This is a genomic window from Croceibacterium ferulae, from assembly GCF_003660445.1.
In the GTDB taxonomy this organism is placed as follows: domain Bacteria; phylum Pseudomonadota; class Alphaproteobacteria; order Sphingomonadales; family Sphingomonadaceae; genus Croceibacterium; species Croceibacterium ferulae.
The window spans coordinates 317000-329320 of the sequence record NZ_QZVQ01000003.1 but is presented as its reverse complement, the minus strand read 5'-3'; the positions used below and the strand labels follow the sequence as shown (position 1 = coordinate 329320).

Genomic DNA, 12321 nt, shown 5'->3' with positions numbered 1-12321 from the left:
CGCAGCCCCGGTACGATAGGCTGCGCACCATGTTCACCGACCTGCTGCCCGCCGCCACGGCGCTCGCCCCTCGCATCACCGCGCTGCGCCGCGCCATTCATGCGGAGCCGGAACTGGGGCTGGAGACGCCGCTGACGCTGGCCAAGGTGCGCAGCGAACTGGCCGACCTGCCGCTGGAATGGCGCACCGGCACCTCCGCCACCGGCGCGATCGCCACGCTGCGCGGCGCGCGGCCTGGCCGATCCGTGCTGCTGCGCGGCGACATGGATGCGCTGCCCATGGCGGAGGCGACCGGCCTGCCCTTTGCCTCCACCATCGCCGGCCGGATGCATGCCTGCGGGCACGATGCCCACACCGCCTTGCTGGCGGGCGCCGCGCGGCTGCTGGCGGCGCGGCAGAACGAGCTGGCGGGCGAGGTCCGCTTCATGTTCCAGCCGGGGGAGGAAGGCCATTTCGGCGCGCGGCACATGATCGAGGACGGGCTGCTCGATCCGCTGCCCGATGCCGCCTTCGCGCTGCACATCATGCCCGACATGCCACACGGGCAGGTGACCTGCCGGCCCGGCACCATGCTGGCGGCGGCGGACATGCTGCGCATCGCCGTTACCGGGCGCGGCGGCCATGCCAGCCTGCCGCATCAGACGCGCGACCCGGTGCCGGTGGCGGCGGAGATCGTCACCGCGATCCAGGCACTGATCACCCGCCGCTACAGCGCGGCGGAGGCGACCGTGATCACGATCACCACGCTGCAGGCGGGCAGCGCGCACAATGTCATCCCGAACGAAGCGGTGCTGAGCGGCACCATCCGCACCCTGAGCGCGGAGCGGCGGCAGGATGTGCGGACGGCGCTGGCCCGGCTGGCGGACGGCATCGCCGCCGCGCATGAATGCACGGCCGAGGTGACGGTGACGGACGGCTTCCCGCCCACCGTCAACGATCCGCGCGCCGCCGCTCTGGTGGCGGAAGTCGCAGGCGCGCTGCCGCAGGCCGATTACCTGCCGATGGCCCACCCTTTGATGGGGGCGGAGGACTTCTCCTACGTGCTGCAGCAGGTGCCCGGTGCCATGGCCTTCCTGGGCGTGGCCCCCGCCGACAGCAACGATCCCGCCGCGCAGCCGGGCCTGCACTCCACCCGCATGATGCTGGACGAGGCCGCCCTGCCCCGCGGCGCGGCGCTGCTGGGCGGCTGCGCGCTGCATTTCCTGGAGCATGGGTGGCAGACGCCCTGACCTTCGTCATTGCGAGCGTAGCGAAGCAATCCAGGGCCACAAACGCTGCGCGTGCGGCCCTGGATTGCCACGCCTGCTGCGCAGGCTCGCAATGACGAGGGAAAATGTCAGGCACAGATTTTGGCGAACAGGTCCTGCCAATTGGGATTGCCCTGCTCGACCAACGCCGGCTTCTTCTGCCGCGAGCCCGCCTTCAGCTGCTTCTCGCGCGTGATGGCATGATCCATAGTGGCGTGCTGCTCGTACCAGACCAGCAGCTTGCAGCCGTATCGCTTGGTGAACCCGTCCGCCACGCCTTCCCGATGCTGCCAGGCACGCTGCGGCAAGTTGGAGGTCGCACCGACATACAGCGTGCCATTGCGCTTGTTGCACATGATGTAGACCGCGGGCTGGAAGTTGGGGCGCATGGCAAACCTATTCGTCATTGCGAGCGTAGCGAAGCAATCCAGAGCCACGAGCGCTGCGCCCGGTTTCCCTGGATTGCCACGCCTGCTGCGCCGGCTCGCAATGACGAGGAAAGCGTCAGAACTGCAGGCTGGCGCCCACCATCACGTTGCGCGGGGTGCCCCAGCGATACTGGCTGTAGAAGCCGATCTGGCTGTAATATTCCTCGTCCAGCAGGTTCTCCAGATTGGCCTGCAGCTGCAGCTGCTCGGTCAGCTGGTACCGCGCCATCAGGTTGACGATGGCATAGCCGCCCTGTTCGAACCGGGGCGTGATGACCTCGCCACCCGGCAGGGTCAGCATGCCATCGGAATAGGCCCGGCTGCGGTAGTTCACGCCGCCGCCCACGGTCAGCGGCGACATGCCGCCATCGGGGGTGAAGGTGGTGAACAGCTTCAGCAGCTTGCGCGGCTGGTCGGTCAGCACGTCGTCGCCGGCGGCATCCTCCGCCTCGAACAGGCTGAAGCCGGCATTGATGTTCCAGCCGGGCACGATCTCGCCCGTTGCCTCGATCTCGAACCCCTTGCTGACCACGCCTTCGCCCGCTTCGTAAGTGGTGCGCGGCAGGCCGCCGGGGACCGAGGGCGGCGCCTGCAGGGGATTGATCGCCACATTGTCCTGCTCGATGCGGAACAGCGCGATCGTGGTCTGCAGAGCCTCGTCGAAGAACGCGCTCTTCAGGCCCACCTCGTAGGACACGCCCTGCAGCGGATCGAGCTGCACGAAGTCACGGCCGAGCTCGCCCTGCGGCTGGAAGATCTCGGTATAGCTGGCGTAGAGCCGGTGGTTCGGCGTCAGGTCGAACAGCGCACCGGCATAGGGGATGAACACCCCGTCATCGCCGAAGTCGCTGCGCACTTCATAATTGATGCCGGTCTGTTCCCAGCTGGCGATACGCCCGCCGCCGATGAGCTTCAACCGGTCGGACAGGTTCAGCCGCACCGCGCCATAGACACCGGTCTGCTTGACCCGCTCGTCCACCCGCAAGGTGGTCTCGTCCGTGAAGCCGGGATCGGGATACTCGCCCTCGTAGCCGACGAACGGATAGTCGGTCGCCTGATAGCCGGGCACCACCCCGAAAGTGGAGGTGTCGCGCACCAGGTTGGAGTGCAGGCCGCCCACCACGATCTCGTGATCGCGGCCGAACACGTTCACCCGGCCGTTGACCTGCCCGTTGAAGCTGCTCTGCCGGTTGTCGCCTTCATCCTTGTAGGGGTAGGCCGAGCCGATCGTGCCGGTATCCGCATCCACGAAACCGCTGAAATACAGCAGCGTCGCCTGCTGCTGGTTGCGCACGAAGTTGTAATGCACCTGCGCGCGCCAGCCATTGCCGAAATCATGCTCGCCGCTGATGAACAGGTTGCTGTTGGTGGTGTTCCAGTGGCTCCACGGCGCGGAGGTCGTCTGGCTGCGGTCCCAGTCCAGGAAGTCGCCATTGCTGTCATAGGTCGGCAGCGCGCCCCAGGCGACGCCGCTGGGCGTGTGCCGCTGGTGGCTGTAGCCGGCGCGCACCTCGGTATCGGGCGTCAGATCGGCTTCCACCGTGCCGTAGAGGACGTATTTCTCGTTCTCGTACACGTCGATGAAGTTGTCGCCCTGCTCGTAGCGGGCGACGCCGCGGAACCGCACGCGACCATCGGCGGAGATCGCGCCGCCCACATCGGCCGTGGCGCGCACCGTGTCCCATGATCCGTATTGCACATCGGCATAGCCGGTCCAGTCCACGCTGTTGGCCTGCTTGCGCACCATGTTGATGCTGGCCGAAGGCTCGCCCGCGCCGGTCATCAGGCCGGTGGCGCCGCGCACGACCTCCACCCGGTCGAAGATGGACACGTCGATATTGGTCTCGCCCGCGCCGCCCGCCAACGTCCAGGCCATCGGCACGCTGTCGATCTGGTAATTGGTGATCTGGAAACCGCGGGCGTAGAAATTGTTGCGCACATCGTCGATCGTCTCGGACGTGACGCCCACGGCGTTGTCCACCACGTCGGCGATGCTGACTAGGTTCTGGTCGCGGATGCGCTGCGCGGTGATGATGGACACCGATTGCGGCGTCTCGCGGATCGTCAGCCCCAGGCCGGTCGCGGTGTCGATGGCATCGGCGATCGTGTATTTGCCGCTGACGATGATGTCGTCATCCGTGCTGTCCGCGCTATCCGCCCTGTCGCCGGCATCCTGCGCCAGCACCGGCGCTTCCGACAGAAACAGCGCCGGCAGCGCGGCACCCAGCAGCATGGCAGACTTCAGACGCATCATTTTCCCCATCCAGATCGTCCCCCCTCGGGAACACGGATGGCCGCATAGTCTTGCTGAAACTTATTCTCAATAGCTTTCTCAGGAAGCTAGGGTTGCATCAGCATCCGGGCCACGGCGCGGCGGGCGAGCGGCAGGTGCGCCCCGGCGCGCAGGGTGGCGTGGCGCATCACCCGGGCGGGCAGGCTGTCATCGCCATACAGGCCGACCAGCAGGTTGGTGGCGGCATAGATCGGGCGCGTCGCCAGCCGGTGTGCGCCTTCGAACCGGCGCAGCAGCAGCGTCCCACCCCAGTCGGCACCCGCCCCGGCACCGCCGATCAGCCCGGCCAGGCTGGCAACGCCCTGCAACCCCAGATTAAAGCCATGCGCCGTCACCGGGTTCATCCCCACCGCCGCATCGCCCAGCAGCGCGGCGCGGCGGGCGGCGAAATGGGCCGCATAGGTCACGGCCAGCGGATAGACATGCGGCCCCGCCTCCACCTGCATTGCGCCCAGCCGATGGCCATAGCGGCGGGTGATCTCCGCCCCCAGTTCGGCGGGCGACATGGCGGCGACCCGCACCACATCCGAATCCTCCAGCGTCAGCACGGCGGAGGAGCGGCGGCCGTTCAGCGGCAGCATGGCGATGGTGTGGCCATGCTGGAACCACTCGGTGGCGATGCCCCCGTGATCGCCCTCATGCGCGACCCGGGCCAGCAGCATGGAGCGGCCCAGCCGCTTCACCTCCGCCCCGATGCCGAGTGCCTCGCGCACCTTGCTGAAGCGGCTGTCGGCGCCCGCCAGCAACTGTCCGGTCAGCACGCGCCCATCGGCCAGCGTCACGCGCGCGGCGCGGCGATCGGTGGCGACATCCTGCACCGCCACATCGGCCAGCAGGGTGACGTTGCCATATGCGGCAACCGTATCGAACAGGGCGCGGCGGATCAGGTGGTTGGAGACGAGCTGCCCCAGCCACTGCGCCCCTCCGCTGCCCGGATCGAAGCTTAGCGCGAAGGGCGACTGGCCGTTCAGCACCTGCGCCTCCCGCAAGGGGGAGCGGTCCGCCGGGTCGATCCGGTCCCACGCGCCGACCTGCTGCAGGAAGCCGATCGAGCGATGGGTCAGCGCGATATAGCGGCCATCCTCCGCCGGATCGGCCAGCGCGGCCCGGGGCTGCCGCTCCACCACGGCGATGCTGCGGCCCAGCGGCGCCAGCGCCGCCGCCAGCGCCAGCCCCACCGGCCCACCGCCGACGATGATCAGATCATGCTCCATGCCAGCCCAAGTGCGCCCGGCGCCTGCGCGCCACAAGGGTGCAATATGTCCCATGCCGGCGGGAAAACATGCATTTGGCGTTGCAGATATGATCGTATACGCGGATGGTCATGGTCACATAAGAGACCAACAGGGACACATCGCCCATGCGCCGTCGCACCTTCATCGCCGCCATGCCGGCCGTCACGCTTGCGCCCGCCGCTCTGGCCCAGAGCAACAGCGCCCCGCCCGGCGGTGGCCAGGGCGGGGCGCCGATGCCCGCCAGCGATGCCACACCGGCACCTGCCTGGCCGCAGGACGAGGCGCGCTTCCTGCGGCCCGACGTGCAGGCGGGCGACCGGCCGGTGGGTGCCAGCTTCGCCAGCCGCACCGCCGCCTACGGCACGCACGGCGCGGCCGGCACCGCCCATCCGCTGGCCACGCAGGCGGGCATCGCCATCCTGCGCGCGGGCGGTTCGGCGGTGGATGCGGCCATCACCATCAACAGCTGCCTGGGCCTGCTGGAACCGACCGCCTGCGGCATCGGCGGCGACTGCTACGCCATGGTGTGGGACCCGGCGACGCGGAAGGTGATGGGCCTGGCCGGATCTGGCGCCTCCCCCATGGGCCTGTCGCTGGAGACGGTCCGCGAACGGGCGCGCAACGGTGTGCTGCCGGCGTTGGGTGCGATCAGCGTCTCGGTCCCGGGCACGGTGGATGCCTGGTGGACGCTGCACCAGAGCTACGGCAAGCTGCCGTGGCGCGACCTGTTCATGCCGGCCATCACCATGGCGCTGGAAGGTGCGCCGGTGCCGGACATGATCGCCTGGTACATCCGCCGCAACCTGCTCGCCTTCCGCCGCCCGAACAACGGGCTGGAGGAAGCGGACAATGCCTTGCGCACCTATGGCATGGCCGATGGCGCGGGACCGCAGACGGGGCAGGTGTTCCGCAACCCGGATCTGGCGCGCACATACCAGATGATCGCCGAGGGCGGGCGCGATGCCTTCTACGCCGGGCCGATCGCGCGCACCATCGACGCCTATTTCCGCCGTATCGGCGGCTGGCTGCGGGCCGAGGACCTGGCGCGCCACCGCAGCGAATGGGTGCAGCCGCACAGCACCGACTATCGCGGCACCACCGTGCACGCGCTGGGGGAGAACACGCAGGGCATCGCCACGCTGCAGATGCTGAACATGCTGGAACATTTCGACCTGAAGGGTGCCGGCTTCCAGTCGGCGCAATCGATCCACCTGCAGGCGGAGGCGAAGCGCCTCGCTTACGAGGATCGCGCGCGGTATTATGCCGATCCGAAGTTCACAGACCTGCCGGTCGAATGGCTGGTGTCGAAGGAATATGCGGCGCAGCGGGCGAAGCTGATCCGGCCAGACCGGATCGCGCCGAATGTGCAGCCGGGCAACGCGCCCGGCCGGGGCGACACCACCTATTTCAGCTGCGCCGATTACAGCGGCATGATGGTGTCGATGATCCAGTCCAATTTCCGCGGCATGGGATCGGGGCTGGTGGCCGATGGCCTCGGCTTCATGTTCCAGGACCGGGGCCAGCTGTTCAGTCTGCAGAACGGGCACCCCAACATCTATGCGCCCGGCAAGCGGCCGTTCCAGACCATCATCCCGGGCTTCGCCACGCGCGGCAATGATCCGTGGATGAGCTTCGGCGTGATGGGGGGCGACATGCAGCCGCAGGGGCAGGCGCAGATCATCGTCAACACGGTCGATTACGGGCTGGAGATCCAGTCCGCCGGCGACAGCCCGCGCTGGCATCATGAGGGGTCGTCCGAAGTGATGGGCGAGGATGCCCCCGGCCTGCCCGATACCGGCCTGCTCAGGCTGGAAACCGGTGTGCCGGAAAAGACCCGCGCGGAGCTGGCCAATATGGGCTGGACCATCGGCGACCCCGATGGCGGCTTCGGCCGGTACCAGTGCGTCGAACATCGCCGCGACGGAAACAGCCGCGTCTATGCTGCCGCCAGCGAAATGCGCGCCGATGGCTGCGCGCTGGCCTACTGATCCAGATTCCTAGAGGGGACCACCATGTATCACCGTATCGCCGCCATCGCCCTGCTGGCGGGCACCGCCATGCCGCTCACCGCCCTCGCGCAAGAGGCTGACGAGGCGCCCAAGTGGGACGTCAACGCTCCGACTGGCGCCACGGTCCGGCAGGTGCCGCTGCGGGTGGACGAAGGCAGCTGGATGGACCTGGACGTCAGCCCCGATGGCCGCACCATCGCCTTCACGCTGATGGGCGACATCTACACGATGCCGATCGCCGGCGGCACGCCCACCCGCATCGCCGAAGGGCTGGCCTGGGAAGTGCAGCCGCGCTTTTCGCCTGACGGGCAGCGCATCGCCTTCACCAGCGACCGGGGCGGCGGCGACAATATCTGGATCATGAACCGCGACGGCAGCGACATGCGGCAGGTGACGAAGGAGGACTTCCGCCTGCTGAACCAGCCGAGCTGGAGCCCGGACGGGCAGTTCATCGTCGCCAAGAAGCACTTCACCACCGGCCGCTCGCTCGGCACCGGGGAGGTCTGGCTGTACCATGTCAGCGGCGGCGCCGGCGTCCCGCTGGTGGAGCGGCCCGATCCCGTCCACCAGAAGGAACTGGGCGAGCCGGTCTATGCCGCCGATGGCAGCGCGGTGTTCTACACCCGCAATGTCACGCCCGGCCCGATCTTCGAATATGCGCAGGATTCCAACACCAACCTGTTCGATATCGAGCGCTATGACTTCGCCACCGGCGAGGTCAGCACGGCGGTGACCGGCGCCGGCGGCGCGGTGCGCCCGACGCCCAGCCCGGATGGCAAGCGGATCGCCTTCGTCCGCCGGGAAGCGACCCGGTCCAAGCTGTATGTAAAGGATCTGGAGAGCGGCGAGGAGCGCAAGATCTTCGACGATCTGGACCAGGACGTGCAGGAGACCTGGGCGGTCACCGGCGTTTATCCCAACATGGCCTGGCTGCCCGACAGCAGCGCGATCGTGTTCTGGGCCAATGGCAAGATCAACCGCGTGAATGCCGATGGCACGGCCGCGCGCGTGATCCCCTTCGCGGTGGACGACACGCGCGGCGTGATCGACGCGCCGCATCCGGAAATCACCGTCGCGCCGGACCGCTTCACCACCGCCATGCCGCGCTTCGCCAGCGTGTCGCCTGACGGGCGACAAGTGGTGTTCGAATCGCTCGGCAAGCTGTGGCTGAAGCCGGTGTCCGGTGGCGAGCCGCGCCGGCTGACGCGCGGTGGGGAGGGGTTTGAACTGTTCCCCAGCTGGTCGCGCGACGGGCGCCAGATCGTGTTCGTCGGCTGGACCGATGACGGGTTGGGCCACATCCGCACGGTGGCGGCGGGCGGCGGTGCGCCGCGCGACGTCACGCAGCAACCGGGCCATTATGCGCGGCCCCGCTTCAGCCCCGATGGCGAGACGATCGTGTTCGAACGTGTCGGCGATGGCGGGCTGACCAATCCCAACTGGTCGGCCGACCCCGGGGTTTACCGGGTGGCGGCCGATGGCGGCGAGGTGGTGCGCGTGGCCCGCGGGCTGGCCGCGCCACAGTTCGGCGCCGGCAGCGACCGCATCTTCATGATCGCGGAGGGCAGCACCGACGGCGCGAGCGAGCGCCAGCTGGTCAGCACCGATCTCAACGGGCAGGACCGCCGCGTCCATGCGACGGGCGCGCTCGCGACCGACTACATCGTGTCGCCCGACAGCCGCTTTGTCGCGTTCCGCCAGAACTATGCCGCCTTTGTCGTGCCGTTGATGCCAGGCGGGCAGGCGGTGTCGCTGGCGCCCGATGCCAAGGCGCTGCCGGTAACGCGCGCCAGTGCGGGCGGGGCGGACTACATCAACTGGTCCAATGACGGGCAACGCCTGCACTGGAGCCTGGGGCCGACGCTGTTCACGGCGGAGACCACGCAGCTGTTCCCCGCCGCTCCGCGGGACGAGGGCGAACAGGGCTTCACCCCGCCCACTGCCGGCGTGTCGCTGGCGATGGAGGTGGACGCCGCAAAAGCGACCGCCACCGTGGCGCTGACCGGCGCGCGCATCATCACCATGGCATCGCCCGATGGCGGGATCGTGGATGATGGCGTGGTGGTGATCCGGGGCGACCGGATCGTCGCGGTCGGCCCGCGCGCCTCCACCCCGATCCCGGCGGGCGCGATCAACGTGGATGCCACGGGCAAGACGATCATGCCCGGCCTGATCGACGCCCATGCCCATGGCCCGGCCGGCACGGGGGAGCTGGTGCCGCAGCGCAACTGGTCCATGCTGCAGAACCTGGCGCTGGGCACCACCACCCTGCACGATCCGTCCAACACCAGCAGCGAGATCTTCGCCGCATCGGAGATGCAGCGCGCCGGCCTGATCCTGGCCCCGCGCATCTTCTCCACCGGGGAGATCGTCTACGGCGCCAAGGCGGCGGACGTTTATGCGGAGATCAACAGCCTGGACGATGCGCTGGCGCATGTCCGCCGGCTGAAGGCGCAGGGCGCGCACAGCGTGAAGAACTACAACCAGCCGCGCCGCGACCAGCGGCAGCAGGTGGTGGAGGCCGCCCGGCAGGAGAACATGCAGGTCGTGGCCGAGGGCGGATCGCTGTTCGGCATGGACATGAACCTGGTGGCGGACGGCAACTCGACCCTCGAGCATAATGTCCCGCTGGACGTGTTCTATGACGATGTGCTGCAGTTCTTCAGCGGCAGCACCACCAACTACACCCCGACGCTGGTGGTCAGCTATGGCGGGCTGGCGGGCGATCCGTACTGGCGGCAGGCGACGGATGTATTCGCCCATCCGCTGCTGCAGGCACACACCCCGCCCACCCGGTTGCTGGCCGACAATGCTCGCCGCATCACTGCGCCCGAGTCCAACTTCGTGGATGACGACAACGCACGCGAAGCCGCCAAGCTGGCGGAGCGCGGCGTGAAGGTGTCGATCGGCGCGCATGGCCAGCAGGCCGGCATCGGCGCGCATTGGGAGCTGTGGTCCTTCGTGCGCGGCGGGATGACCCCGGTGCAGGCGCTGGGCGCGGGCACCATCGTGGCGGCGCAGTCGCTGGGCATGGCGCGCGACATCGGATCGCTGGAGGCGGGCAAGCTGGCCGACCTCCTGGTGCTGGATGCCGATCCCAGCGCCGACATCCGCAACAGCGACAAGGTGCATCAGGTGATGCTGGGCGGGCGGCTGTACGACGCGGCGACGCTGGACGAGGTGACGACGGGCGATGCGAAGCGCGGCGCCTATTGGTGGGAGAAGTGAGCGTGAGCACCAACATGAACCGGCGCCTGTTCCTGGGCAGCGCCAGCGCGGTGGCCGTCGCCGCCGCGCTTCCGGCGGCCGCACAGGTCGCAGGCCAGGCGAGTGCCACTCCGTCCGCCGCTGATGTGCAGCTGCGCGCGATGCTGGACCGCTTCTTTGCCGCGCGGCTGACCGAAAGCCCGGAAGGGGCGACCCGGCTGGGCCTCGACACCGGCGAACTGGCGCCGCTCCGCTCGCAGCTGGACGACCGCTCCGCCGCGGGCGTCACGGCCGATCTGGCGCGGGCGAAGGCGGAGCTGGCGCAGCTGCAGGCCGTGCCGGTGGCGGCACTCTCCCCTTCCAGCCGGCTGGATCACGAGGTGGTGACCTACCAGCTGGAACATTCCATCAGCGGCGCGGAACGGTTCCGCTACGGTGCCAGCATGGGCCGTTATGCGCCCTATGTGCTGACGCAGCTGAGCGGCGCCTATCGCGACGTGCCGGACTTCCTGGATTCACAACACCGCATTGCCAATGCGGCTGATGCCGATGCCTATCTGGCACGCGTCGCCGCCTTTGCCACCGCGATCGACCAGGACACGCAGCGGCAGGCCGACGATGCCGCGGCCGGCGTGTTCGCGCCCGATTACCTGCTGGACACCACGCTGGGCCAGTTGGGCCAGCTGCGCGACCAGCCGGCGGGGGAGACCGTGCTGGTCACCGCCCTCGCCCGCAAGCTGACGGAGGCCGGCCTGCCGGATGACCGAGTAGCTCGGGCCGTCTCGATCGTGGAGGGCGAGGTGTTCCCCGCACTGGACCGGCAGCGTGCGCTGCTGACCGATTTGCGGAAGCGCGCCACGCATGATGCCGGCGTGTGGCGCCTGCCCGATGGGGAGGCCTATTACGCCGCCGCCGCCGAAGCGGCGACCACCGTTGCGCTGGACGGGGCCGAGATCCACCGCATGGGGCTGGAACAGGTGGCCCAGATCAGCGACCGGATCGACCGGATCCTGCAGGCGCAGGGCATGACGCAGGGCACCGTCGGCGAACGGCTGGTGGCGCTGAACGAGCGGCCGGACCAGCTCTTCCCCAACACCGATCCCGGCCGGGCGGAGCTGCTGGCGGCGCTGAACCGGCAGATCGAGGCGATGTCCGCCCGCCTGCCCGAACAGTTCAGCACCCTGCCCCAGGCCCCGGTGGAGGTGCGCCGCGTGCCCCCGTCGATCCAGGACGGCGCACCCGGCGGCTATTACCAGAGCGCGTCGCTGGATGGATCGCGCCCGGCGATCTATTTCATCAATCTGCGCGACACCTTCAACCGGCCCAAGTTCGGGCTGGCGACCCTGTCCTATCACGAGGCGGTGCCCGGCCATCATTTGCAGGTGATGACGGCGCTGGAATCTGACGCCATCCCGCTGATCCGCCGCCGCGCGGGCTTTTCCGGCTATACCGAAGGGTGGGCGCTGTATTCGGAACAGCTGGCGGACGAGATGGGCATGTATGACGGCGATCCGCTGGGGCAGGTCGGCTACCTGCAATCGCTGCTGTTCCGCGCCACGCGGCTGGTGGTCGATTCCGGCATGCATCATCAGCGCTGGAGCCGGGAGCGCGCGACCGATTTCCTGATCGACACCACCGGCATCGCCCGCCAGCGCAGCCAGAACGAGATCGACCGCTACACCGCCTGGCCGGGGCAGGCCTGCTCCTACAAGATCGGGCACACCCAATGGGTCAAGCTGCGCGACGCGGTGAAGGCGAAGCAGGGTGCGGCGTTTGATCCGCGGGCCTTCCACGATGTGCTGCGCGAGGGGCCGATGCCGCTGACCGTGCTGGAACGGCTGGTCACCGACCGCATGCTGGGGTGACAGGCGGGGGCGCGGCGGCCATCACCACCGCGCCCCG

Annotated in this window: 7 protein-coding genes; 4 read left to right on the top strand and 3 right to left on the bottom strand. The window is 68.7% G+C overall.

The annotated features are described in order from the left end of the window. Positions 1-29 precede the first annotated feature (29 nt). Positions 30-1229: a M20 metallopeptidase family protein gene (locus tag D5S08_RS04590; protein WP_121115972.1), complete on the top strand. Its 1200-nt coding sequence runs from the start codon at positions 30-32 to the stop codon at positions 1227-1229. Positions 1230-1336: 107 nt separating this feature from the next. Here D5S08_RS04590 and D5S08_RS04585 read toward each other — a convergent pair whose 3' ends face one another. The 3 genes from D5S08_RS04585 to ubiM all read right to left on the bottom strand — a co-directional run bounded on the left by D5S08_RS04585 (position 1337) and on the right by ubiM (position 5182). Further along, the gene (locus D5S08_RS04585) at positions 1337-1636 is read right to left on the bottom strand and encodes a GIY-YIG nuclease family protein (RefSeq protein ID WP_121115970.1); all 300 of its coding nucleotides are present in this window, start codon (positions 1634-1636) and stop codon (positions 1337-1339) included. A 115-nt stretch (positions 1637-1751) separates the two neighbouring features. Continuing rightward, positions 1752-3929 (bottom strand): TonB-dependent siderophore receptor, encoded by a 2178-nt coding sequence (locus D5S08_RS04580; RefSeq protein WP_241557231.1) that lies wholly within the window; start codon positions 3927-3929, stop codon positions 1752-1754. A gap of 86 nt (positions 3930-4015) precedes the next feature. After that, entirely contained in the window at positions 4016-5182 is a 1167-nt protein-coding gene (gene ubiM, locus D5S08_RS04575) for a 5-demethoxyubiquinol-8 5-hydroxylase UbiM (protein WP_121115968.1), read from the bottom strand. A 146-nt stretch (positions 5183-5328) separates the two neighbouring features. Between ubiM and D5S08_RS04570 the strand changes: the two genes are divergently transcribed. Genes D5S08_RS04570 through D5S08_RS04560 form a run of 3 tightly spaced genes read left to right on the top strand, consistent with a single transcriptional unit; the run spans position 5329 to position 12284 of the window. Beyond that, positions 5329-7191 (top strand): gamma-glutamyltransferase family protein, encoded by a 1863-nt coding sequence (locus D5S08_RS04570; protein ID WP_121115966.1) that lies wholly within the window; start codon positions 5329-5331, stop codon positions 7189-7191. A 24-nt stretch (positions 7192-7215) separates the two neighbouring features. Continuing rightward, the gene (locus D5S08_RS04565; protein ID WP_121115964.1) at positions 7216-10440 is read left to right on the top strand and encodes an amidohydrolase family protein; all 3225 of its coding nucleotides are present in this window, start codon (positions 7216-7218) and stop codon (positions 10438-10440) included. Positions 10441-10454: 14 nt separating this feature from the next. Beyond that, a complete protein-coding gene (locus tag D5S08_RS04560; RefSeq protein ID WP_121116257.1) occupies positions 10455-12284 on the top strand; it encodes a DUF885 domain-containing protein in 1830 nt (609 codons plus the stop codon). The last annotated feature ends 37 nt before the right edge of the window (positions 12285-12321 follow it).

Excerpts from the sequence above, each read along its gene's own strand:
- D5S08_RS04590 (WP_121115972.1), top strand. The coding sequence starts at position 30 with ATGTTCACCGACCTGCTGCCCGCCGCCACGGCGCTCGCCCCTCGCATC.
- D5S08_RS04585 (WP_121115970.1), bottom strand. The coding sequence starts at position 1,636 with ATGCGCCCCAACTTCCAGCCCGCGGTCTACATCATGTGCAACAAGCGC.
- D5S08_RS04580 (WP_241557231.1), bottom strand. The coding sequence starts at position 3,929 with ATGATGCGTCTGAAGTCTGCCATGCTGCTGGGTGCCGCGCTGCCGGCG.
- ubiM (WP_121115968.1), bottom strand. The coding sequence starts at position 5,182 with ATGGAGCATGATCTGATCATCGTCGGCGGTGGGCCGGTGGGGCTGGCG.
- D5S08_RS04570 (WP_121115966.1), top strand. The coding sequence starts at position 5,329 with ATGCGCCGTCGCACCTTCATCGCCGCCATGCCGGCCGTCACGCTTGCG.
- D5S08_RS04565 (WP_121115964.1), top strand. The coding sequence starts at position 7,216 with ATGTATCACCGTATCGCCGCCATCGCCCTGCTGGCGGGCACCGCCATG.
- D5S08_RS04560 (WP_121116257.1), top strand. The coding sequence starts at position 10,455 with ATGAACCGGCGCCTGTTCCTGGGCAGCGCCAGCGCGGTGGCCGTCGCC.